This is a genomic window from Streptomyces sp. LUP47B (genome assembly GCF_001746295.1).
Lineage (GTDB): Bacteria > Actinomycetota > Actinomycetes > Streptomycetales > Streptomycetaceae > Streptomyces.
This window is the reverse complement of record NZ_MJAH01000012.1, coordinates 64,599-86,923: the sequence shown is the minus strand read 5'-3', so window position 1 is coordinate 86,923 and position 22,325 is coordinate 64,599. Positions and strand designations below refer to the sequence as shown.

The window sequence follows — 22,325 nt, the reverse complement described above, 5'->3', positions numbered from 1 at the left end:
TACCGAGGGCCCGTTGGTGACCGGGGTACCAACGGGCCCTCACTCATGCGGGCAGTGCCGCCTCGATGAGGTCGGCCGCCCTGCGGGTGCCGCCCTCCTGAGCCATCTCCGCCTGGATCTCCTTCAGTCTCCGGGCGACTTCGGGGTCGTCGACCAGCGCGAGGGCGGCCGCTTGCAGGGCCTCGGCGGTCGCCTCCTCGGTGTCGATCCGGCGGGCGACACCGAGGCCCTGGAGCATGTCCGCGTTGCCGAACTGGTCCACGGCCTGCGGTACGGCGATCATTGGCGTGGCGGTCGCCAGTCCCTCCTGGCTCCCGCCCGCGCCGGCGTGCGTGACGAACAGGTGGGCCTGCTTGAGCACAGCCAACTGCGGCACCCAGGACCGCACTTCGACGTTGTCCGGCACGGTGCCGAGTTCGGCGGGGTCCACGTGCCTGCCGATCTGGAGCACGAGGTGCCAGCCGGGGAGGTCACCGAAGGCCCTGACGCATTCCTTGTAGAAGTCGGGACGCCGGGTGAAGGAGGAGCCGAGCGAGACGAGCGCCACCTTCTCCACCGCGGCCGGCCGCTGCCACTCCCCCTCGGCGCCACGGTCGCCCTGGCAGGCGCCGACGAAGGTGTACACGCTCTCGTCGACCCGGTCGGCGTTCGGCTGCAGGGCCTTCGGGATCAGCACGAGAGAGCGGTCGGGACGGCCGACGAAGGTGTCCGGGTCCGTGGTCACGCCGTTCCCCTCAAGCCAGTTGTGGAACCGGGCGTAGTAGGCCTGCCCGCGCTCGGTCCTCTTCGGTTCGGCCCACATCGGCTCGGCGATCTCCTCCTCGTAGCCCCGCCAGGCGACGAGGTTCGGCGAGAGGGAGATCGCCGGCACGCCCCAGCGGTGGGCGAGGACGCGGGCCGGGTACGCGGTGATGTCGTGCAGGACGAGATCCGGTTCGTCACCGTCGTACGCCTCGGCCTGCTGCGGCAGGGCCTGGATCGCGTCGGCGAGGAAGAGCTCCACATGGTCGAGCAGCTCGGTGCCCCAGGCCGCCGGGTCGTCGTCGGGGCCGGGAAGCGTCGAGTTCCAGGGCTTCACCTCGGCGCCGGTCTCGGCGACCTTCTCCGCGAACAGGGGCGGGACGGCGTACGTGACCCGATGCCCGCGCGCCACGAGTTCACGGATCACCTCGAGGCTGGGGTTCACGTGGCCGTGGGCGGCGATGGAGAACATGGCGATGTGCGAGCGAGTGGTCATGACAGGAAGGCTAGACGAGACGAGACGTCTCGTGCAACTCGAATATCACTCATGCCACCAGCACCGCGTGCAGTCGCAGCCACTGCTCGGGCGACACCGCCCCTACGAGTACGGCCCGGTCAAGACGGGCGGAGCGAAACGCCGCGTCCACCCGCCGCCGGGGGTGGACCCGGCGCAGGGACGCATACAGCGACCCGCCGACTCCGGAGAAGCCGAGCTCGACCAGGTACCGCCAGCCGTGCAGCGCCGCGGGCCCGAGCAACGGTGTACGCCGGCGCTCGATCCGGAGGATCCCCGCGTCCACCCGTGGCGCGGGCCGGAAACTGTGCCGACCGACCCGACCCACCAGCCGCCATTCATGACGCGGCCAGCTCAGGACCGTCAGCAACGTCCACCTCCCGTAGTCCCCGGTGCGTTTACGGGCGTACTCGAGCTGGGTGAGAAGTGTCGCCTCGGTGAGTGCGGGGGCCCGCAGACACCAGTCGACGATGTCCGCGGTCCGTGAGAAGGGCACGTTGCCGGCGACGGCGAACGGGGTGCGGGGCGGTCGGGCGAGAAGGAAGTCCCCCTCGACCACCTGCACGTGGGGGGTGTCCGAGAAGCGCTCCCGGAGTGCGGGAACGAGCCGCGAGTCGATCTCGTACGCGAGCAGCCGACGGCAGCGCGGGGCGAGCGAGTCGGTCAATGCGCCCTTTCCCGCGCCGACTTCGAGCAGCAGCGGGGTCGGTCGGGGTACGGCGAGTCCGGCGAGGCGCGCGGCGGCACCACGGTCGGTGAGGAAGTTCTGCGAGAGCGCGCGGGAAGCGCGAGTGGGGCGGCCCATGGCCAGTGGTCCTTGTCTTCCGTGACGGGAAACGGGCAGACGAAGGCCCCGACCGGAAGACTGGGGAAAGTGAAGCGGGGACGCGCAGGCGTCAGTAAGTGACGCGCCCCGGACCGGTCAGGGCTCCGGGGCCACGGCGCATCCGGATGGAGTGCGTGCAGCCCCGGCCGAGACCGGAGATGTTGATCGCGTTGAAGGCTCCCACGCAGGGCACGCTAGGCGCGGGCCCTGGACGCCGACAACCGAATTACCTCAGCGCTGGTAGCGCGCCAGCACCAGGTTCCCGTCGTCCTCCAGGCGTTCGCGCAGCTCACCGAGGCCGATGGCACCGCTGTAGTACTCCTGGAAGGCCGGTGTGGCGACCTTGTCCTTCCACTCCGGGTAGCCCCGGACGGACTGCGCGGGAGCCGTGGTGAGGTGGGAGGCGAGGGCGGTGCCGGTGGCCCAGCCGTCCTTGGTGGTGCGCAGGGCGGGGTCCTTCAGGGCCTCGGTTCCGGTGGGCAGCATCCAGTCCCCCAGTGCCAGCCGGACCATGTTCTTCGGCCGGAGCAGGAAGTCGATGAACTCGACGGCCGCCTTCTTGTGGGGGCTGTCCTCGGCCACGGAAAGGGTCTGCGGGCTGACGCCCTGGGTGAGCCCCGCGGCGCCGGCCGGGGCCGGCAGCACCTGCCACCTGAAGCCCTTCGGCGCCTGCTGCGCGATCTGCTGACGGTAGGAGAACCCGAGCGGGACCATCGCGTACTTCCCGCCGAAGAAACCGGGCAGGGTGTCGGAGCCCCCGCTGCCGAGCGTGGTGGGCGAGGCGCTGCGGTCGGTGTTCGCCTGGTCGTGGATCGTGCGGGGCACGGTCTCGTCGGCGTTCTCGAAGTCGATGGTGACCTTTCCGTCGGCGCCCCGGTGGAAGAGCTGTCCGCCCGCCGACAGCGACAGGTTGAGGGTCGCGGAGACGGGTTCCTTGAGCGGCCAGGCCACGCCGTACTTGCCGCCGCCGCTGAGCCGCTCGGTGATCTGCCGGAACTCCGCCCAGCTCCAGGGGTGTTCGGGGGTCGGGATCCGGACGCCGGACTCCTTCAGCCACTCGGCGTTGGCGATGAGGACGCGGGGCTCCTGGAGGAAGGGCACGCCGTAGACCCCGTCGCCGAAGGTGGCGGTCTGCCAACTCCGTCGCGGGATGTCCGACTTCAGCCGCAGTGGCAGCAGGTCCGTGAGGTCCGCCAGGTAGCCGCCGTAGGCGAAGTCCGCGAGGTCGTCGGAGGCGTCATGGATGATGTCCGGCGCCTCGCCGCCCTCGAAGGAGGTGAGCAGCTGGTCGTGGACGCTGTCCCAACTCCCCTGCACATACTCGACCTTCACGCCGGGATGCGTCGCGTTCCACTCCTTCACGAGTGCCTCGTTGGCCTCGACGGACTCCTCCTGCCAGGCGAGGGACTGGAAACGAAGGGTGATACGACCGCCCTCGGACGTACTCGTGCCGGTACACCCGGCCAGGAGCAGAAGGAGGACTCCGACGAACCAGCGGACGCGCATCAGCTCTTCACCGCCCCGGCCAACATGCCTCCCGTGATACGGCGTTGGATGATCGCGAAGATGATCAGCGAGGGAAGGGTGGCGAGGAAGGCGGCCGCCGCCAGTGGGCCGAGGTCGGCGACACCCTCCGCGCCGATGAAGTGGGTGAGGACGACCGGCAGGGTCTGTTTGTCGGAGGTCTTCAGCAGCACCAGCGCGAAGAAGAACTCGTTCCACGCGGTGATGAACGCGAACAGCGCCGTCGCCACGATCCCCGGCGCGAGCAGCGGAGCCGTCACCGACACCAGGGTCCGCAGGCGCCCGGCTCCGTCGACGGCCGCGGCCTCCTCCAGTTCGGTCGGCACGGCACGGACGTATCCGACGAGCATCCACAGCGCGAACGGCAGCGCCCAGACGACGTACACCAGCACCAGGCCCACAAGGGAGTTGATCAGCCGCAGGTTCTTCAGCACCAGGAACAGCGGGATGATCACCAGCACCAGTGGGAAGGCCTGGCTGACCACCACCCAGCCCGTGGCGGCCTTCGCGAGCCGGGTGCGGCGGCGTGCCATGACGTACGCCAGCGGGGTCGCGATCAGTACGGCGATCACGGCGGCGGCGGACGCGGCGAGCAGGGAGTTTCCGGCGGCGCGGAGCAGGGGCTGTTCGTCGAAGGCCTGGCGGAAGTTGTCGAGGGTCGGGTCCCGCGGGATCCACGTGGGGTGCAGACTGCCCAGTTCCCGCGGGGACTTGAACGCGGTGGAGACCAGCCAGAGGAAAGGGAAGGCGAGGAAGACGAGATAGGCGAGAAGGGCGGCGTACTGGCCGACGCGGCCGGTGGTGCTGGTTCTCACGCGTCATCACCCCCCTTGAGACGGCCCATGAGGAAGAGGGCGAGGAGGACGGAGACGACGGCGACCATCACACAGCCCATCGCGGCCGCGTAGCCGAACTGGCCGTAGCGGAAGGCCTCTTCGTAGGCGAAGAGCATGGGGAGCCGGGTACGGCCGCCGGGTCCGCCGCTGGTGAGGACGTAGACGAGCGCGAACGAGTTGAAGTTCCAGATGAAGTTGAGGGCGGTGATCGCGAGCGCGACCGGCCGCAGGGCGGGCCAGGTGACCGTGCGGAAGCGGCGCCAGGCGCCCGCGCCGTCCATCGCGGCCGCCTCGTGGAGTTCGCGCGGGGTGTTCTGGAGGCCGGCGAGCAGGGTGACCGTCGTCTGGGGCATCCCGGCCCAGACGCCGACGACGATCACGGCGGGCAGGGCGGAGGACAGGCCGCTGAGCCAGTCGCGGCCGTCGCCGAGGCCGAGGGTGCGGAGGGTCTCGTTGAGGACACCGGCGTCCGGGTTGTAGACCAGCCGCCACATGACACCGACGACCACCTCCGGCATGGCCCAGGGGATGATCGCGAGGGCCCGGGCGAGCCAGCGCAGTTTGAGGTCCTGATCGAGCAGAAGGGCGAGGCCGAGCGCCAGCAGGAACTGCGGCACGGTCACGCCGACCGCCCACACCAGGCCGATCCGGAACGACTCCCAGAACAGGGTGTCGTGCAGCAGATCCTGGAAGTTGAGACCGCCGATCCACTGGGTGGCCCGGGTCCGGCCCGACTGGGCGTCGGTGAAGGCCAGCAGGATCCCGTACAGCAGGGGTCCCACGCTCAGCACCAGGATCGGGATCAGCGCGGGCAGCACCAGGAACCAGGCCCCGCGGTCGGGCGGCCGGCGGCCCCCCTCGGCGCGCGGTGCGCCCTGCGCCGACCGCTCCGTCGCGGTCACCAAGGTCACGTCATCGGCTCCTTCGCACGGCTCGTGACGATCCGGCCCTCCTGGCCTGGGCCTTGGTCATGGTCGTGAAGGGGCCAGGCGCCGTCAAGGCAGCGTGCACACGGGCCCACCTGTGGGAATGCGAGACTGGCCGGGCGATGGCGTGAACTCGACGCCGTTCGCGGTAGCGATACACAGGCATGCGTGACATGCCGGGACCGGGGAGGCCGGACGATGGACGAGACACGGGCGCGGGACGTACTGGCCGCGGCGGGGGTGCTGCCCGGGGCCCGACTGCTCGCCCTGGGCGAGAACGCCGTGTTCGCCGCCGGTGACCTCGTCGTCAAGGTGGGCCGCGACGCCGAACTCCTCGACCGGGCACGCCGTGAACTGGACATCGCCGTGTGGCTCGCGGAGGCGGGGGTGCCGGCGGTGCGGGCGGCCGAGCCGGAGGCGCGGTTGGTGGAGGGGCATCCGGTGACCCTGTGGCACCGGCTTCCCGACGCCGTACGGCCCGCCGAGCCACGGGATTTGGCCGAACTGCTACGGGTCGTGCACGCCCTGCCGAAGCCGTCCTTCGACTTGCCGCCGCGTGAGCTGCTGGGGGGTGTGGAGCGGTGGCTGAGGCTTGCGGGGGACGCGATCGACCCCGCTGACGCGGCGTACCTGCGGGAGCGGCGGGACGGTTTCACGGCGGCCGCGGCCGCGCTGACGCCTCGTCTGGAGCCGGGGCCGATTCATGGGGACGCGCTGCCTCGCAATGTGCACGTGGGGCCCGACGGGCCGGTTCTCGTCGACCTGGAGACCTTCTCCTCGGATCTGCGTGAGCATGATCTGGTGGTCATGGCGCTCTCCCGGGACCGGTACGGGGTCCCCGCGGAGGCCTATGACGCGTTCACGTCCGCGTACGGGTGGGACGTCCGGGAGTGGGAGGGATGTTCGGTGTTGCGCGGGGCCCGGGAGACGGCCAGCTGTGCGTGGGTGGCGCAGCATGCGCCGTCCAACCCCAAGGCGTTGGCCGAGTTCGAGCGCAGGGTGGCTTCGCTGCGGGACGGTGACGAGTCGGTGCGGTGGTATTCGTTCTGACCGGTGGGCGAGTTCGGGTCGTGTGTGGCCGGTCGCGCGGTTACCCGCGCCCCTGAGTCAGTCCCCTGGTCGTCGGATTGTCTGTGCCGCCCTCCTGAGCTCCGTCAAAACCGTGTGCACCGCCCTTCTTGCCGTCCTCTCCGGGCGATACAGGGCGTCGATGTGGCGTCGTGCCTGGACACCGCTCAGGGGTCTCAACGCCAGCGCCGGGTGACGGCGCGTCGTCCAGCGGGGCATCAGCGCCAGGCCGCCGCCCGCCGCCACCACCTCCGCGGCCACCGCGAACTCGTTGATGCGGTGGGCCAGGTGCAGGCGGCGACCCGCTGCCGCCGCGATCGCGTCGATGGTGGCCATGACCGGGAAGCCGTCGTGGACGGTGATCCACGGCTCGTCGGCCACGTCCATCGGGGTCACCCGGTCTCTGGCCGCCAGTGGGTGGTCGGCCGGCATGGCCACATCCAGCGGTTCCCGCAGAAGCGTCGTGACCGTGACCGTGGACGGCCAGACGGGGGCATGGACGAGACGGTGGGCCAGGACGATGTCGTACTCCCGGGTGAGGCGGGGGAAGTCCTCCTGCGGCACGTCCTTGTCGGCCAGCCTCGGCACGGGGGCGCCGGGGCCGGCGAGGGCGCGCAGCAGCAGGGGGAAGAAGGCCGCGGCGGCACTGTGGAAGGCGGCCACCGAGACCTCGCCCTCGGGCCGGTCCACGAACTCCTCGACCGTGTGCCGCGCGCGCGCCAGCGCCGTCTCCACCTCGATGGCCGCGCCCGCCAGGGCCTGCCCGGCGTCCGTGAGCACCAGCCGCCTGCCGTCGCGCTCGGTCAGCGGGACCCTGACCGAACGCTGCAGCAGCCGCAGTTGCTGTGAGATCGCCGACGGGGTCACCAGCATCGCCTCGGCGACCGCGGTGACGCTGCCCAGTTCGCCGAGTTCCCGCAGGATCCGCAGCTGTCGTTCGTCCATCACGACAGTGTAGGAGTACTAAAAGATCGTTTTAGAAAGTGGATCTGGGCTTCAGCGGGCTCCGGGTGGACCGTAGGGACATGTCCGACACCCGCCGTACCGACGCGGTACTCCTGCTGGTCGCGATCGTCTGGGGTTCGAGTTATCTCTCCGCCCAGACAGCGACGTCCGCTCTCCCCGTCCTGCTGGTGCTCTTCGCCCGCTACGCCCTGTCCGCGCTCGCCTGCCTGGGAGTCGTCGCCGCCCCCGGACGGGGGCCGCGCCGGTGGACCCGCGAGGAGCTCCGGGCGGGGGTCCCCCTGGGCCTCACCCAGGCTGCCGTCCTAGTCGTCGAGACCTACGGCGTCGCCCACACCAGCGCCGGCAACGCCGGGCTCATCATCAGCCTGACCATCGTCCTCACCCCCCTCCTCGACCGCACCGGCCACCAGGGCGGCCTGCCGCCCGCCTTCTACGCCGCCGCCGGTGTGTCCGTCCTGGCCGTCGGGCTCCTCATGGCGGGCAACGGCTTCCACGCGCCCCGCCTCGGGGACCTGCTGATGCTCGCCGCCGCGGTGGTACGGGCCGGCCATGTGGCGCTGGTCGGCCGGCTCACCGCGGGCCGGGCGATACGGCCGCTGCACCTCACGACCGTGCAGACCCTCGTCGGCACGGCTCTGTTCCTCCCCCCGGCCGCACGCGAGCTTCCGACCCTGGCCCACGCCGGCCCGGCCATCTGGGCGCAACTGCTCTATCTCGCCCTGTTCTGCAGTGTGTTCGCCTTCCTCGCCCAGACCTGGGCGGTGCAGCGCACCTCGGCCAGCCGGGCCAGCCTGCTGCTCGGCACCGAGCCGATCTGGGCCGCCGCGGTGGGGGTCGCCCTGGGTGGTGAGCACTTCACCCTGCTGACCGGGCTCGGCGCGGTCATGATGCTCACCGGCACCTACTGGGGGCAGTCCGTGGAACGCGCCCACCGCGCAAAGACTTCGCCCCGCACCGCAGTTCACCCCGTCGAAGAGGACCCCCGATGCCCGGCGACGACGCCTACGACACCTACGACCGTCTGATCTCCCTGCTCGACGCCTCCTCCGTCGACTACCGGCTGATCGACCACGCGCCCGAGGGCACCACCGACGCCGTCTGCGCGCTGCGCGGACACCCCGCCTCCGAGGCCGCGAAGTGCATCGTCCTGCGGGTCAAGGTGGACCGCAGGACCACCCGGAACGTCCTGGCGGTCGTCCCCGGGGACCGGCGCGTGGACCTGGACGCGATCCGGGCGCTGTACACCGCGCGCTATGTCGGGTTCAGCGATGCGGAGACCGCCGAGCGGCTGGCCCGCGCGATCCCCGGCACGGTGCTGCCGTTCAGCTTCGACCCCGGGCTGGAGGTCGTCGCCGATCCGGACGTCGTGGCCCGGCCCCGGCTGTACTTCAACGCCGCCCGGCTCGACCGGTCGCTGTGTCTGTCGGGGGCCGACTACGAGCGGTTGGCGAAGCCGCGGGTGGAGCCCATCGCGGGTCCCGCGCCGGAGTGACGCTCTCTCACACCGTCTCGTCGGCCGGCTCGCGCAGCGGCCAGGTGCTGTCGATCACCGCTGTCGCGTCGCCCTTGCGGCGCAGGAAGCTCTGGAAGTCCGCCGCCCATTCCGCGTACCACTCGATCTGGCGGCGGTGCAGCTCCGCCGGGCCGAAGGCGGCGACCTTGGGGTGGCGCACGGCTATCGCGCAGGCGAGCCGGGCCGCGGCGAGGGCGTCGGCGGAGGCGTCGTGGGCGGCGTCGAGTGCGACGCCGTACTCCGTGCAGACCGCTTCGAGGTTGCGCTTGCCGCGCCGGTAGCGGTCCACCGACCGGTCGATGGTGTACGGGTCGATGACCGGGGCGGGGTCGAGGCCGCCCAGGCGCTCGCGCAGCGACGGCAGGCCGTACCGGCGCAGTTCGGCGGAGAGCAGGCTGAGGTCGAAGGCGGCGTTGTACGCGACGACCGGGACGCCCGTCTTCCAGTAGGTCGCGAGGACGTCCGCGATGGCGTCGGCGACCTGGTCGGCGGGGCGGCCCTCGGCGGTCGCCCGCTCGTTGCTGATGCCGTGCACCGCCACGGCGTCCGCCGGGATCTGTACGCCCGGGTCCGCGAGCCACTCCCGGCGCCCTATGGGCTGCCCGTCCCTGACCTCGATCACGGCTCCGGTGACGATGCGCGCCTCGCGCGGATCGGTGCCCGTGGTTTCCAGGTCGAAGCCGATCAGCAGCTCTCGGTGCCAGCCCATGGGCCGTCCCCCTTCTTGGTGGTGCTTTCCCCCAGTGGTCTCCACCTTCCCATGCGCCACTGACAATCAGAGGACCGCATTCCGCTTCCCGGTCCGGACACTTCGGGAGTCGGACACTTCAGGCCTGGACATTTCAGAACGCCGGAACACTTCAGGACACCGGCCGCGAATCCGCCCAGTTCGTCTCGAACTCCTCGCGATAGGTGGGGAAGAGGCCACTGTCGTCCACATCGCCCGGCTTGACCACCCGATGGCCGTTGCGCAGCACGAGGACCGGTGCCTCCATGCCCCGCGCCCGGCGCAGATAGGACTGCACGACCGCGATGCCGTCCGAGCCGTCGCCGTCCACGAGGTAGGCCGTGAGGCGCGGGGTGTCGTCGTAGACCTGGATCTCGAAGGCGCCCGGGTCGCGCAACCTCGACCGCACCCGGCGCATGTGCAGGATGTTCATCTCGACCGCGCGGCTCAACTCACCGCGCTTCATGCCGAGTTCCCGCTCGCGCCGCTTGACCGCGCTGGAGGCGGGGTTCAGGAACAGCAGCCGCACCCGGCAGCCGCCCTCGGCCAGACGGACCAGTCGGCGACCGGAGAAGTTCTGCACGAGGAGGTTGAGACCGATACCGACGGCATCCAGGCGGCGGGCGCCGCCGAAGATGTCCTCGGCGGGGAACTGCCTCAGCAGCCGCACCCGGTCGGTGTGTACGGCGACCACGTCGGCGTACCGGTCCCCGACCAGGTCCTCGACCGCGTCGACGGGCAACCGGCGGGCGGACGGCACGTCGCCGCCGGCGCCGAGTATCTCCAGCAGCTTGGCGGAGGCGCGCTCGGCCTGGCCGAGGACCGCCTCGGACAGGGCCCGGTTGCGGGAGACGACGTTGCGCGTCACCTCAAGCTCGTCCAGGGCCAGTTCGACATCGCGTCGGTCGTCGAAGTAGGGCTCGAAGCACGGCCAGTGCTGCACCATGAGCTCGCGCAGCTGCGGCAGGGTGAGGAAGCTGAGGACGTTGTCGTCGGCCGGGTCGAGCAAGTAGCCCTTGCGGCGGCTGACTTCGCGCACGGCGACCGCGCGCTGCACCCACTCCTGTCCGGCGGGCCCGGCAGCGGCGACCACCCAGTCGTCGTGGCCGTGGACGGGTTCGTAGATGGGACGCAGAACAGCGGCCACCACGGCCCGCAGCCGCTGTTCGACGAGGTTCAGCCAGATGTAGGCCCGGCCGGCCCGCTGTGCGCGCGTGCGTACCTCGCGCCAGGCGTCGGCGTCCCAGTCCAGCTCCGGCCCGATGGTCGCTCCCGCGTCCATCGGCCGCGCCAGGGACACCGTGCCGGGCGGGGCGTCTGAGGAGTTCCCCTCGTGACCCTCGTCACCAGGGGGCAACTCCAGCCCTCCCGAGCCCACCCGCGCACCGCCTTCCGCTCCCCCGAGCACTCCCGGGGGCATGGCCCCACCCAACGATCAAGGAAGGGTACTCCGGGAGCGGTCGGCGGTGCAGCCGGATGGACAGGGTCAATCTCAACTACCGGGCTCCCAGTGGCCGTTCTGTCCGGCGAGCTCGGCGGGAGTGAGCGGATTCATAGCCGTGACGTCCCTGGGGGCGATGGAGAATCCCTGCCAGTGGACCGGCATGGGCTGCTGGTCCTCGTCCCGGGCGATGTGGTGGAAGCCCACGTTCATCCAGACCACCGGGTGGGTGAGGGTCTGGCCGTTGACCCACTTGTCGACGGACTCGCCCGCTCCGGCGCCGCAGTTGCCGGTGTTGTTGCTGGCGAACTGCTCACACTGGTTGTACTCGGTGAAGTACACGTCGTGCTTGGTGAAGCTGCGGCCCGGGTACTTCGTGCTCGGACCGGGGACGATCTCGTACGACCGCGGGTGCCAGTCCTTGTTCTTGCCGACCGCGCTGACCATGCGCCACCAGCGGTAGCTCTTGGCGTCGCCCGCGAGTTCCTTGGTGACCGGGGTGCGGGTGGTCTTGACGGTCGCGGCCTGCTGGCCCTGGGCGGCCGCGGTGACCGTCGAGTCGTACTGCTCGACCCGGTTCTTGGAGGAGCCGTCGAGGGCGAAGTCGAGGCGCCAGAAGGCGTTGTGGCTGTGGCTGGTGGCCTGGGCGCGGGGGCCCTTGCCGATGGGCCAGCCGCGGCCGTCCCCGGCGTCGTAGTCCTCGTAGGACAGGCTGCCGGTCGCGCCGAGGTTCATGGTGATGGTGCCGTCGTCCTGGAAGCGCCACTCGGTCATGTACTCGTACCAGCCGACCTGGTTGACCGAGTAGACGAGCAGGTCCTTGCCCTGGGCCTGGTAGACCTTGTTCGCGCTGTCGCCCTGCATGCGGTAGGCGTGGCCGCGGGAGCGGGTGGTGGTGCACAGGCCGTTGACGTTCGGGTGGTCCGGGTCCCAGGAGTCGGGGACCTTGACGCTCTTGATGGTGCCGCCGGGACACTCGCCCGGGTCCAGGTTCATCAGGCCCTGCGCGAAGCCGAAGCCCGTCAGGTCGTCGTACTCGACGCTGCCGTCGTCGTAGGGGACGTGGATCTGGCCGAGCCGGGCACTGTTGAGGACCTTGATCGGCGAGGTCTCGCCCTTGGGCTGGTAGGAGATGTTCTCCAGGACGAGCCCGGCCTTGCTGTCGTAGCGCCAGCACATCCGCCAGGTCGTGCCGCTGGAGAGCTTCTGCTCGATCTTGTAGGCGGTGCTGCACTCCGCGGCGGCCGCGGCGGCGGCCTTCGGCTGGGCGGCGGCCGGTCCCGCACCGGTGGTGACACCGGCGGCCAGCGCGGCCACGGACACACCGAGGGCCGCGTGCCTGCGCGCGCGGCTGATTCTGTTGACACGCATGAAGAAATAACTCCCTTGCGGAAGGACAAGGTGGGAAAAGCGGACGGAGGGGGCGGATCAGCTCTCGAGCTTGGCGACCTTGCGGGCGCTCAGGTCGATCACGAAGGACCTGGCGTCGATCCAGGGGCCGTTCTTCACCTTCGGGAACAGCCGCACGCAGCGGTGCTCGCCGCACTTGTCGAGCGCGGCGGGCTGACCGCCGGGAACCGCCCGGTACACGGCGCCGGTGAGCAGCAGCTGGTTGGGATCGGTGAGTTCCTTGTCGGTGGCGTCCTTGTAGTCGGCCTTCAGGTCCGCGCCCAGCGGGTCCGCGATCAGAAGGCTCGCGGCCTCGGCGTACTCGGCGCTGCTCAGCGGCGGCTGGACGCCGTGCTGGGTGCCGGTCGCGACGACCTTGCCGCTGTCGAGGTCGACGGTCCTGGTGACGAGGGTGTCGTCCCGGTAGTCGTAGAACGTCACGTCCGCGCGCCGGGGCGCGTTCGGGTCGTCCAGTTCGCCGGCCTTGGGGTCGGCGAGGTCGACGGTGAGCCGTTCCGGGCCGCGGTCGCCCTCGACGTCCTCACTGGCGTTGCGCAGCTGCGGGTTCACGGCTATCTGCTCGACCCGCTGGATCTCGTCGTCGGTGAGCGGGTCGCGGCCCTTGCCCTTCTCCCCCTCGGCGGCCGGCGCCTGTTCGACGACCCCGGGCGCCACGGCCCCGTCCGCGCCCTGTCCCGCCTGCGCCACGGACTGTCCCGCGGCCGTCTTGCCGCCCCCCGTGTCGTCCGCCCCCGCCGTGCCGGGCAGGGTGATCCCGATCATCACGGCGGTCCCGGCAATAGCGACGGCCGCACCTGCCACCACCTTCCCGAGGTGGCGGTGCACTATCTTGCGCACATCTTCCCCCTACTCCCCGGGCAACTCCGGGAGTACGTGTATGCCCCAAATGTTCGGCCCAGGCCGATTCTGTGATCGCCCTGTGGCACTGGTCGATCGGTAAGAGGGACGTAAGTCATAGGTGGTTCCATCACTTTCGTGGACACTCGTGGCCAAGGCGCCCCACGCGGCGCGGGACACCTGAAAGAGTCGTTCCATGCAGGTCTGGCCTGGAGAGGCGTATCCACTCGGTGCCACGTACGACGGCGCCGGTACCAACTTCGCGGTCTTCACGGAGGCCGCGAACCGAGTAGAGCTGTGTCTGTTGCACGACGACGGCTCGGAAACGGCGGTGGAACTGCGCGAGAGCGACGCGTTCGTCCGGCACGCGTATCTGCCCGGCGTGATGCCCGGACAGCGCTACGGCTTCCGCGCGCACGGCCCGTACGCACCGGAGCGCGGCCTGCGCTGCAACTCGTCGAAGCTGCTGCTCGACCCGTACGCGCGCGCGATCAGCGGTTCCATCCGCTGGGGCGAGGAGGTGTACGGCTATCACTTCGACTCGCCCGACAAGCGCAACGATCTCGACTCGGCGCCGCACACCATGACGTCGGTCGTGGTCAACCCCTACTTCGACTGGGGCGACGACCGTCGGCCGCGGATCGGCTACCACGAGACGGTGATCTACGAGGCGCACGTCAAGGGCCTCACCATGCGGCACCCGGGGCTTCCCGAGGAGCTGCGGGGCACTTACGCCGCCCTCGCGCACCCCGCGATCATCGAGCATCTGGTGGAGCTCGGCGTCACCACGCTGGAGCTGATGCCCGTCCACCAGTTCGTGAACGACCACCGCCTGGTCGACATGGGCCTGAACAATTACTGGGGCTACAACACCATCGGTTTCTTCGCCCCGCACAACGCGTACGCCTCCTGGGGCGACCGCGGCCAGCAGGTCCTGGAGTTCAAATCGGCGGTCAGGGCGCTGCACGAAGCCGGGATCGAGGTCATCCTGGACGTCGTCTACAACCACACCGCCGAGGGCAACCATCTGGGCCCGACGCTGTCCTTCAAGGGCCTCGACAACCCGCAGTACTACCGTCTGACCGACGACCAGCGGTACTACATGGACACCACGGGCACCGGGAACTCGCTGCTCATGCGGTCTCCGCACGTCCTCCAGCTGATCATGGACTCGCTGCGGTACTGGGTCACCGACATGCATGTCGACGGCTTCCGCTTCGACCTCGCGGCGACCCTGGCCCGGCAGTTCCACGAGGTGGACCGGCTGTCGTCGTTCTTCGACCTGGTGCAGCAGGACCCGGTGGTCTCCCAGGTGAAGCTGATCGCCGAACCGTGGGACGTCGGCGAGGGCGGCTACCAGGTGGGCAACTTCCCGCCGCTGTGGACCGAGTGGAACGGCAAGTACCGCGACACCGTGCGGGACCTGTGGCGGGGCGAGCCGCGCGCGCTCGCGGAGTTCGCGTCCCGGCTGACCGGTTCCTCCGACCTCTACCAGGACGACGGACGGCGTCCGCTGGCCTCCATCAACTTCGTGACCTGCCACGACGGGTTCACCCTGCGTGACCTCGTCTCGTACAACGACAAGCACAACGAAGCCAACGGAGAGGACAACCGCGACGGCGAGAGCCACAACCGGTCCTGGAACTGCGGGGCGGAGGGCGAGACGAACGACCCCGCGGTGCGGGAGCTGCGCGCCCGCCAGATGCGCAACTTCATCGCCACGCTGATGCTGTCCCAGGGCGTGCCGATGATCAGCCACGGCGACGAGGTCGCGCGCACGCAGCGCGGCAACAACAACGCCTACTGCCAGGACAGCGAGCTGGCCTGGGTGGAGTGGCCCGAGTCCGCCGGCGAGACGGGGCTCGGCGCCGAGTTGCTGGCCTTCACGCGCGCGATGGTGTGGCTGCGCAAGGACCATCCGGTCTTCCGCCGTCGCCGGTTCTTCCACGGCAGGCCCGTGGAGGGCACCCACGACGAGCTGTCGGACATCGCCTGGTTCACGCCCGAGGGCAAGGAGATGATCCAGCGGGACTGGGACCGGGCGCAGGCCTCGGCGCTGACGGTCTTCCTCAACGGCAACGCGATCTCCGAGCCCGGCCCTCGTGGGGAGCGGATCACCGACGACTCGTTCCTGCTGATGTTCAACGCCTCGCCCAAGACGCTGGACTTCGTGGTCCCGGTCAACCACGGCCGGCAGTGGCAGGTGGTGGTCGACACCGGCCGCCCGGACGGGGTGCCGCCCGGTACGGGGGCGAAGGTGCAGGCCGGGGATCGGCTGACCCTGGTGGACCGCAGCATGGCGGTGCTGCAACGGCCCGTCTAGCAGTGTGTTCGTGTACCGGCCATCGGGTACGCGTGCGTGAGGAGCGTTTTCGGTGCGTCCGGGGTACGAGGCCGGATGCGCCGTCGGCGTGGGGACGGGACCGTATCGTCGTGCCGCCGGACGTCGGCGTGGGACGGGACGGTACCGTCCCGTCCCGATGTCCGCGTCCCGAGCACGTGGTCCACGCGATGACAGGAAAGGCCGCAGGGCGGGTACGTAGGTCTGCATGACATCTGAGCGACCCGACCCGTCGGTGCCGACGGCCACGTACCGGCTGCAGCTGCAGCCCGAGTTCCCGTTCGCGGCCGCGGCGGCGGCCGTGCCGTACCTGGCCTCGCTCGGCGTCTCGCATCTGCACCTGTCCCCCGTCCTGGAGTCCGTCCCCGGTTCGACGCACGGCTATGACGTCGTCGACCACGCGCGCGTGCGCGGGGAACTGGGCGGCGAGGACGGGCTGCGGGCGCTGTCGCGCACCGCGCGGGAACACGGGCTCGGTCTGGTGATGGACATCGTGCCGAACCACATGGCGATGGCCCCGCGCCACAACCGCGCCCTGTGGGAGGTGCTGCGGGAGGGCCCGAAGTCGTCGTACGCGCGATGGTTCGACATCGACTGGGAGGCACAGGGCGGTCAGCTGCTGCTGCCGGTGCTGGGACATCCGGTCGGCGCGGAGCTCGGCAACCTCACGGTGGACGGCGGGGTGCTGCGCTACTACGACCACGTGTTCCCGCTCCGCGAGGGCACCGAGGAGCTCCCGCTGCCCCAGCTCCTGGACGCGCAGTGGTACCGGCCGGTCTGGTGGCGGCTGGCCCGTACGGAACTCAACTACCGGCGTTTCTTCAGCATCTCGGAGCTGATCGGGGTGCGCGTCGAGGATCCGGAGGTCTTCGAGGCCACCCACGCCAAGATCCTCCAGCTGCTGCACGAAGGCGTCGTCGACGGCCTGCGGGTGGACCACCCGGACGGCCTCGCCGACCCCGACGCATACCTCCAGCGGCTGCACGAGGCGACCGGCGGGCGCTGGACCGTCGTGGAGAAGATCCTGGCGGACGGTGAGCAGCTGCCGGCCGACTGGCCGACGGCGGGGACCACCGGCTACGACGCCCTGCGGCACATCGACGGGCTGTTCACGGACCCGGCGGGGTTCGGGGAACTGCTCGGCCAGTACCGGAGGTTTGCGGCTCCGCAGACCGACCGCGGCGGCGACTGGGCCGCGACGGTACGGCGGGCGGCGTACAAGGTGATCACACACGAGCTGGCCACCGAGACCGACCGGCTGACCCGGGTGGCGGCACGCGTGTGTGCCGCGTCCCCGGAACCCGCGCTGCGCGACCGTGCGCCCTGGGCCCTGCGCACCGCGCTCCAGGAACTCCTGGTGCGGATGGAGGTCTACCGGCCCTACGGCTCCTCGGACGCCGCCGCCGTCGTCACCGAGGAGGCCGCGGCCGAGGCCAGGCTGGCCTTCGTGATCCCCGAGGAGGCGGGCGCCGTCGACGTCGTACGGGATCTGGTGCTGGGGCGGGCCGGTGACGGGCCGGACCATGTGGAGTTCCGGACACGGTTCGCGCAGACGGCGTCGGCGCTGCGGGCCAAGTCCGTGGAGGACACGGCGTTCTACCGGTACGTGCCGCTGCTGTCGGCGACCGAGGTGGGCGGCAATCCCGGGAGCCCGGCCGTCTCGCCCGAGGAGTTCCACGCCTACTGCACGCGCCTGCAGCGCGACTGGCCCCTGACGGGGACCGTGGTGTCGACGCACGACACCAAGCGCAGTGCCGACGTGCGGGCGGCCCTGGCCGTGCTCACCGAGTGCCCCGAGTGGTGGGCGGACACGCTGGCCGAGGTGACCCGCACCGGCGACGGCGTACCGGACGCACAGCTGGCGTGGGCGGCCTGGCAGACGGTGTTCGGACTCGGCCCCGCGGCCCCGGAGCGGATCCGGGAGGCGCTGCTGAAGCATGTGCGCGAGGCGGGGCTGTACACGAGCTGGACGGAGCAGGAGCCGGCGTACGAGGAGGCCGTGGCGGCGTTCGTCGCGGCCGGGCCGTGCGGGCCGCAGGCCGACCAGGTGACCGGGCTGCGGGGCCGGCTGGAGCCGCACATCCGGGCGAACATGCTGGGCACGGCCCTGGTGCAGCTGACGATGCCCGGGGTGCCGGACGTGTACCAGGGCACGGAGGGCCCGTACCTGGCGCTGGTGGACCCGGACAACCGGCGGCCCGTGCGGTTCCCGCCGGAGGACTCCGGTGACAAGGGCGCGCTCACGGCCGCGGCGCTGCGGCTGCGCCGACGCCGGCCGGATGTCTTCGGTGACGCGGCGACGTACACGCCGCTGGTCGCGGAGGGGCCCTCGGCGGCGCACTGCGTCGCGTTCGTGCGCTCCGGGGAGGTGGTCACCGCGGTGACCCGGCTGTCGCTGCGGCTGGCGGAGGCGGGCGGCTGGCGGGACACGGTGCTGCCGCTGCCGCCGGGCGTGTGGAGCGACGTACTGGTGCCGGAGCGGGAGTTCTCGGGGCACGCGCGCGTGGCGGACCTCTTGGGCGAGTCGCCGGTGGCGCTGCTGCAGCGGGTCGCCACGGATTGACCAGGTCCGGATGCGTACGGCCGGTGCGGCCAGGTCTTCCGTCACTGCCCACCGGGGGCGCGGACAACCCCGCTGACACATACGGCTCCACCGGCTGCCGGTCAATGCATCCGGGCGCCCCCTGAAGGCTCCCCCATGGCGTCCTTGACAGCTCAATCAGACCGTGGGGTACTGCGAATTGCGAGACCGGTCGGACGTGTCGGGGGTGAGTCTCCTGCCGGAGCTGCGCTACCCCACGGTGACCGAACTGGTTCTGTCCGCGAGGGCGCTGGCCGCACGGCGCCCCGACGTCTGCCGACTGAGGCAGGTGGGTGTGTCGCGAGCGGGCAGGCCCCTGCATGTGCTGTCGGTCGGCCACGCCCGGCGGGCCGTCCTGGTGGTCGCGGGCGCCCACTCCAACGAACCGACCGGCGGCCCCGCGGCCCTGGCGGTGGCCGCACGGGTACTGGGCGAGCGGGAGTTGAGATCGGGTACGTCCTGGCACTTCCTGCTGTGCGCCGATCCGGACGGGGCGAGTCTCCATGTCACCCCGGCTCCGCGCAGCCTCTTCGACTACCACCTCGGCTTCTTCCGGCCGGCCGGAGAGGAGCAGCCGGAGTGGGCGCCCGCGATGCTGCCGCCCGACCGGCTGCCGCCCGAGACCCGGACCCTGATCGGACTGATCGACGAACTGCGCCCCTACCTCCAGGTGACCCTGCACGGCACCGACCTGGGCGGCAGCTGGGTGCAGTTGACGAAGGACGTGCCGGGCCTCGCCGAGCCCTTCTCGAAGTCCGCGGCGGAGTTGCACATCCCGGTGGAGACCGGTGCCTCGGACGCGGCGGGCTGGCCGGCGTCCGGGCCCGGCGTGCATGTGATGCCGGCGCCGGGCGCGGGGGCGGCGTACCCGAGCATGCCGGACGACGCCCGGCGCAGCACCTGGTATCACGCGCACCGCTACGGCGGTCTGACCGCGGTGGTGGAGGTGCCGATGTGGGCGAGCGACCTGGTGGACGACCCGGCGCCGCATCCGGCGCCGGCGGCGGCGATGGGGCGGCTGGCGGGCCGGCTGCTGCGCCAGTCACGGGCGGTGGACCGAGTGCTGGCGGAGGCGCTGCCGCGTCTGGAGGGCGCCGACGGGCCGCTGCTGCGGGCCGCCACCTGGAGCCTGGAGCTGGTTCCGGGACTGGCCGCGGACTGGATCCACACCCGGCCCGCCGACGACACGAAGGCGTACATCGGCAGTGTGGACGCGTTCTCCCGTCGGCTGCCGCTGCGGGCGGCGGCCATGCTGCTGCGGGTCCTGCGGGAGGCCGACGACCGTGCGGCACCGCCGCTCGAACGGCTCGTCAAGGCCTGGAGCGACGCCTTCGCGGACCGTTTCCAGGCCCGCTGGGTGCCGTTGGAGCACCAGGTGGAGCACCAGGCCCGCACGGTCGTGGCGGTGGCGCTGCACGCGCGCGTACGGGCGGACTGAGCCGAGGGCGCTCCACGCGCGCGTGCGTCACCGCGCCGCGCTTCACGCCTCAGCTCTCCAGAGCGAAGACCGCCCCGGTCCGCGCCCCCAGCACACATCCGTTCGGGAAGGTCTCCCGGTACTCGACCGGTCGGCCGTTCCACTCTCCGTCGGCCTGGGCGGTGACCGGTGCGTAGAGCATCGGGCAGAAGACGTCCGCCGGCGGAAGTGAGCGGATGTCGCCGGCGACGGCTGCGAGTTGGGCGCAGGCCTCGGCTGCCCGGCCGTGGCCCTGGGGCGGGTCGCACAGCAGGAGGGTGCCGCGGGTGTCACCGGAGCGGCCGTCACCCCTGGTCACCGTGAGGAAGAGGTGGTCTCCGGTGGAGGGCGCGGGCGCCGCGGCGGCGAGGAGCAGGACGGCCATCACCGTCAGACCCGCGCGTGCCGCTCGCCGTACCGCCGTCGCTGTGATCGTGTACGTCATTCCCGATGCATCGGCACGGCGGCCTCGGAACCCCACCCCGGCTCACCCGAACGGGAGCATGCGGGCGCGTGCCGCGAGGCGAGCTCGAAGGCGGCGAGCACCACCCGCGACTGGTACTCGATCTGGCGCGGGACCGGGATCCAGCGTGCCCCACAGCCGTCGCGGTAGTCGGCGCACCAGATGTCGATGAGCCGGTCCAGCTCCGGCAGAGCACCCGCCGGGTCGGCGCCCGCGCGGGTCACGAGCTGGTGCAGGAGCCCGGCCGTACGCAGGGCCAGGCGTCGTCCGGCGATGCGCAGCGCGGCCAGGTGGCCGGTGCTGAGCGGCGGGAGGGGACGGCCGCCGTCGGTGACGTCGGGGTCCCAGGCGTCGGCGAGTCCGGGGCCGACCAGTAAATAGTCCTCGACCGGGGCGAGCAGGCGGGCCGCGTCCGGGGCGTGGGACACCTGCGGGCGGATCCGCGCCAGGACGTCCTCCAGGAGCCGCGCGTCGCGGCGCAGCGTGTGGCTGACGGTGCGCAGCACGGCGCCCGCGTCGGCGGGTGTGCTGCCGTCCTCGACGGCGGCCACGCCCCACATGGGCGCCTCGACGACGGCGGTCACGGTGCCGTGCCGGTGCGGGTGGTACCAGGTCGACTCGACGGCGGCCTCGGTGATGGCGGCGGCCAGGTCGCCGCGGCGGGGCGGCGGGATCCGGTAGACGGCGGGGCCGAGACACGGCCAGTACAGGGTGTCGTAGGGGCCGAGCTCGCGGGGGACGCGCAGCCGGGCCGCCGTGTGGGCGACGCGCCGGGCGAGGCCGGGCAGGTCGCGGGTGAGTTCGACGAAACCGCCGCCGACGTCGACGCCGTGCAGGGAGCACTGGAGGAAGGGCCGCAGTTCGTCCTGGAGGGCGAGGAGCGTGCGGGTCTCCGGAAGCGCGGCGGCCTCCGCACCGTCGGGCAGCCATTCCGGCTGTTCGCCGAAGCCGGGCCGGAAGAAGTTCCGGAAGTAGCGGTCGAGGGAGTACGGACCGCGCAGCCAGCCCTCGTTGCGGCGCAGGCCGTCGGGGTCGAGGCAGAGCAGGAGGTTCCAGGTGACGTCGGCCTCGACGGTGAGCCGGGGGTCGGCCAGGGCCTGCTCGGCGAGCCTGAGGGCGGTCCCGCCGCCCACGGGCTCGTTGGCGTGCGGACCGGCGACGACGAGGACGTGGCGGCTGCCGTGGCCGACGGAGAGCAGCCACAGGGGGTTGCCCGCGCGGGAGGTGCCGGCGCGGCGCAGTCGGGCGTCTGCGGGGTGGCGGGCGACGAGCGCTGCGGCCCGCACACCGAGCTCGTCGACGGTCGGGTAACGGAGGAGGGGCGTCAGGGCACACCTCCACAATGTGGTGCCGTCGGTTCACCTGGTGTACATGGTGTACGCACAGTCAGTCACGACTTCAGGAGTACGTCAACACCGTGCGACGGAAAGGACGTTGGGCCGCGACGGCACGTAAATCCCAGGCCAGAGGTGAGGTTGGGCTCAGTTGACCGCGAGCCGGAAGGCCATCCGGCCGAACCCCACCTGGTCGCCCTCACGGACGACGGCGGCGCCGATGACCCGGCGGCCGTTGACCGTGGTGCCGTTGGTGGAACCGAGATCGCGCAGGACCCACATGCCGCCCTGACGGCTGAGTTCGGCATGGACCCGGGAGACCGTCTCGTGGGTCAGCCGCAGGCCGTTCGCCGGATCGCGGCCGATGCGCAGCGCGTGGCCGCTGCCAGGGTGCGGCAGCAGCAGCTTGGGCAGACGCTCGGCCTGCCACGCCCTGCGCAGCCGTACGGTGAATCCGGAGACGGCCTCGACGGTGCCGAACACCAGTCGGGAGACGCGGCTCTCCTGGGGCAGGTCCGCGGTGAGCGCGGCGAGTTCGTCGGACCGGCGCGCGATGAGGGCCAGCTCCATGCGGCGCACGAACGTGTCGTGCGACAGACGGCCCATGGCGACGCCGTCACGGAGCACCTTCAGCACCTTGTCGCGCTCCGCGTCGGACAGCCGCGCGGGGTACGTGTTGAACTCGAAGGACGACGTCACGTTGGTGATTGTCGGGCAGTGAAGTCCGGGTGTCCAGAAAACGAGACAACGCCCGCCACCCGCGCCCACCTGACGACACCAGTCGCAAAGAGGAAGATTCAAAGGCGGATTGATCTCGTTTG

The 22,325-nt window shown here is 71.2% G+C and carries 18 protein-coding genes and 1 pseudogene; 6 read left to right on the top strand and 13 right to left on the bottom strand.

All coding sequences use genetic code 11. The features are described 5' to 3' along the window. Positions 1 to 43 precede the first annotated feature (43 nt). The 5 genes and pseudogenes from mgt to BFN33_RS31985 all read right to left on the bottom strand — a co-directional run bounded on the left by mgt (position 44) and on the right by BFN33_RS31985 (position 5,352). Positions 44 to 1,286: pseudogene (gene mgt, locus BFN33_RS32005) on the bottom strand (macrolide-inactivating glycosyltransferase). Next, the gene (erm, locus tag BFN33_RS32000) at positions 1,287 to 2,060 is read right to left on the bottom strand and encodes an ErmE/ErmH/ErmO/ErmR family 23S rRNA (adenine(2058)-N(6))-methyltransferase (RefSeq protein ID WP_069763658.1); all 774 of its coding nucleotides are present in this window, start codon (positions 2,058 to 2,060) and stop codon (positions 1,287 to 1,289) included. 252 nt (positions 2,061 to 2,312) lie between these two features. After that, positions 2,313 to 3,587: an ABC transporter substrate-binding protein gene (locus BFN33_RS31995; protein WP_069763657.1), complete on the bottom strand. Its 1,275-nt coding sequence runs from the start codon at positions 3,585 to 3,587 to the stop codon at positions 2,313 to 2,315. Then, positions 3,587 to 4,420 (bottom strand): carbohydrate ABC transporter permease, encoded by an 834-nt coding sequence (locus BFN33_RS31990; RefSeq protein WP_069763656.1) that lies wholly within the window; start codon positions 4,418 to 4,420, stop codon positions 3,587 to 3,589. Before BFN33_RS31990 ends, BFN33_RS31995 begins: the two co-directional genes overlap by 1 nt. Continuing rightward, positions 4,417 to 5,352 (bottom strand): carbohydrate ABC transporter permease, encoded by a 936-nt coding sequence (locus tag BFN33_RS31985; RefSeq protein WP_069763655.1) that lies wholly within the window; start codon positions 5,350 to 5,352, stop codon positions 4,417 to 4,419. Before BFN33_RS31985 ends, BFN33_RS31990 begins: the two co-directional genes overlap by 4 nt. Positions 5,353 to 5,565: 213 nt before the next feature. Between BFN33_RS31985 and BFN33_RS31980 the strand changes: the two genes are divergently transcribed. Then, complete coding sequence (locus BFN33_RS31980) at positions 5,566 to 6,417, top strand: phosphotransferase enzyme family protein (RefSeq protein ID WP_069763654.1); 852 nt, start codon at positions 5,566 to 5,568, stop codon at positions 6,415 to 6,417. A gap of 57 nt (positions 6,418 to 6,474) precedes the next feature. On the opposite strand, the gene BFN33_RS31975 is transcribed toward BFN33_RS31980, so the two are convergent. Next, entirely contained in the window at positions 6,475 to 7,380 is a 906-nt protein-coding gene (locus tag BFN33_RS31975) for a LysR family transcriptional regulator (RefSeq protein WP_069763653.1), read from the bottom strand. Between the two features lie 80 nt (positions 7,381 to 7,460). Here BFN33_RS31975 and BFN33_RS31970 point away from each other — a divergent pair, with 80 nt between their 5' ends. Both BFN33_RS31970 and BFN33_RS31965 read left to right on the top strand, forming a co-directional pair. Further along, positions 7,461 to 8,426 (top strand): DMT family transporter, encoded by a 966-nt coding sequence (locus BFN33_RS31970; protein WP_069763837.1) that lies wholly within the window; start codon positions 7,461 to 7,463, stop codon positions 8,424 to 8,426. Beyond that, positions 8,387 to 8,893: a YbaK/EbsC family protein gene (locus BFN33_RS31965; RefSeq protein WP_069763652.1), complete on the top strand. Its 507-nt coding sequence runs from the start codon at positions 8,387 to 8,389 to the stop codon at positions 8,891 to 8,893. Before BFN33_RS31970 ends, BFN33_RS31965 begins: the two co-directional genes overlap by 40 nt. A gap of 7 nt (positions 8,894 to 8,900) precedes the next feature. On the opposite strand, the gene BFN33_RS31960 is transcribed toward BFN33_RS31965, so the two are convergent. The 4 genes from BFN33_RS31960 to BFN33_RS31945 all read right to left on the bottom strand — a co-directional run bounded on the left by BFN33_RS31960 (position 8,901) and on the right by BFN33_RS31945 (position 13,329). Further along, positions 8,901 to 9,623, bottom strand: coding sequence for a 3'-5' exonuclease (locus tag BFN33_RS31960; RefSeq protein WP_069763651.1), 723 nt, complete (start codon positions 9,621 to 9,623; stop codon positions 8,901 to 8,903). A gap of 151 nt (positions 9,624 to 9,774) precedes the next feature. After that, a complete protein-coding gene (locus BFN33_RS31955; protein WP_176742510.1) occupies positions 9,775 to 11,061 on the bottom strand; it encodes an SAV2148 family HEPN domain-containing protein in 1,287 nt (428 codons plus the stop codon). Positions 11,062 to 11,133: 72 nt separating this feature from the next. Beyond that, a complete protein-coding gene (locus BFN33_RS31950; protein ID WP_069763649.1) occupies positions 11,134 to 12,453 on the bottom strand; it encodes a copper amine oxidase in 1,320 nt (439 codons plus the stop codon). A 57-nt stretch (positions 12,454 to 12,510) separates the two neighbouring features. Beyond that, positions 12,511 to 13,329 (bottom strand): Tat pathway signal sequence domain protein, encoded by an 819-nt coding sequence (locus BFN33_RS31945; protein WP_069763648.1) that lies wholly within the window; start codon positions 13,327 to 13,329, stop codon positions 12,511 to 12,513. A gap of 196 nt (positions 13,330 to 13,525) precedes the next feature. Here BFN33_RS31945 and glgX point away from each other — a divergent pair, with 196 nt between their 5' ends. The 3 genes from glgX (at position 13,526) to BFN33_RS31930 (ending at position 19,689) form a co-directional block, all read left to right on the top strand. Beyond that, positions 13,526 to 15,652, top strand: a complete 2,127-nt coding sequence (gene glgX, locus BFN33_RS31940) for a glycogen debranching protein GlgX (protein ID WP_069763647.1) — start codon at positions 13,526 to 13,528, stop codon at positions 15,650 to 15,652. A 226-nt stretch (positions 15,653 to 15,878) separates the two neighbouring features. Further along, positions 15,879 to 18,233 carry a malto-oligosyltrehalose synthase gene (gene treY / locus BFN33_RS31935; protein WP_069763646.1) on the top strand — a complete coding sequence of 785 codons (2,355 nt, stop codon included), beginning with the start codon at positions 15,879 to 15,881 and terminating at the stop codon, positions 18,231 to 18,233. 205 nt (positions 18,234 to 18,438) lie between these two features. Beyond that, positions 18,439 to 19,689: a M14 family zinc carboxypeptidase gene (locus BFN33_RS31930; RefSeq protein ID WP_069763645.1), complete on the top strand. Its 1,251-nt coding sequence runs from the start codon at positions 18,439 to 18,441 to the stop codon at positions 19,687 to 19,689. Between the two features lie 49 nt (positions 19,690 to 19,738). On the opposite strand, the gene BFN33_RS31925 is transcribed toward BFN33_RS31930, so the two are convergent. The 3 genes from BFN33_RS31925 to BFN33_RS31915 all read right to left on the bottom strand — a co-directional run bounded on the left by BFN33_RS31925 (position 19,739) and on the right by BFN33_RS31915 (position 22,203). Then, entirely contained in the window at positions 19,739 to 20,152 is a 414-nt protein-coding gene (locus BFN33_RS31925) for an SSI family serine proteinase inhibitor (RefSeq protein ID WP_069763644.1), read from the bottom strand. Next, a complete protein-coding gene (locus tag BFN33_RS31920) occupies positions 20,149 to 21,513 on the bottom strand; it encodes a M14 family zinc carboxypeptidase (RefSeq protein ID WP_069763643.1) in 1,365 nt (454 codons plus the stop codon). Before BFN33_RS31920 ends, BFN33_RS31925 begins: the two co-directional genes overlap by 4 nt. Before the next feature lie 138 nt (positions 21,514 to 21,651). Then, positions 21,652 to 22,203, bottom strand: a complete 552-nt coding sequence (locus tag BFN33_RS31915) for a DUF1707 and FHA domain-containing protein (protein ID WP_069763642.1) — start codon at positions 22,201 to 22,203, stop codon at positions 21,652 to 21,654. Positions 22,204 to 22,325 lie beyond the last annotated feature (122 nt).

Bases quoted from the DNA above. Each gene is read 5' to 3' on its own strand.
- glgX (WP_069763647.1), top strand. From the start codon at position 13,526: ATGCAGGTCTGGCCTGGAGAGGCGTATCCACTCGGTGCCACGTACGAC.
- BFN33_RS31925 (WP_069763644.1), bottom strand. From the start codon at position 20,152: ATGACGTACACGATCACAGCGACGGCGGTACGGCGAGCGGCACGCGCG.
- BFN33_RS31980 (WP_069763654.1), top strand. From the start codon at position 5,566: ATGGACGAGACACGGGCGCGGGACGTACTGGCCGCGGCGGGGGTGCTG.
- BFN33_RS31975 (WP_069763653.1), bottom strand. From the start codon at position 7,380: ATGGACGAACGACAGCTGCGGATCCTGCGGGAACTCGGCGAACTGGGC.
- BFN33_RS31960 (WP_069763651.1), bottom strand. From the start codon at position 9,623: ATGGGCTGGCACCGAGAGCTGCTGATCGGCTTCGACCTGGAAACCACG.
- BFN33_RS31950 (WP_069763649.1), bottom strand. From the start codon at position 12,453: ATGCGTGTCAACAGAATCAGCCGCGCGCGCAGGCACGCGGCCCTCGGT.
- BFN33_RS31955 (WP_176742510.1), bottom strand. From the start codon at position 11,061: ATGCCCCCGGGAGTGCTCGGGGGAGCGGAAGGCGGTGCGCGGGTGGGC.
- erm (WP_069763658.1), bottom strand. From the start codon at position 2,060: ATGGGCCGCCCCACTCGCGCTTCCCGCGCGCTCTCGCAGAACTTCCTC.
- BFN33_RS31995 (WP_069763657.1), bottom strand. From the start codon at position 3,587: ATGCGCGTCCGCTGGTTCGTCGGAGTCCTCCTTCTGCTCCTGGCCGGG.
- BFN33_RS31965 (WP_069763652.1), top strand. From the start codon at position 8,387: ATGCCCGGCGACGACGCCTACGACACCTACGACCGTCTGATCTCCCTG.
- BFN33_RS31970 (WP_069763837.1), top strand. From the start codon at position 7,461: ATGTCCGACACCCGCCGTACCGACGCGGTACTCCTGCTGGTCGCGATC.
- treY (WP_069763646.1), top strand. From the start codon at position 15,879: ATGACATCTGAGCGACCCGACCCGTCGGTGCCGACGGCCACGTACCGG.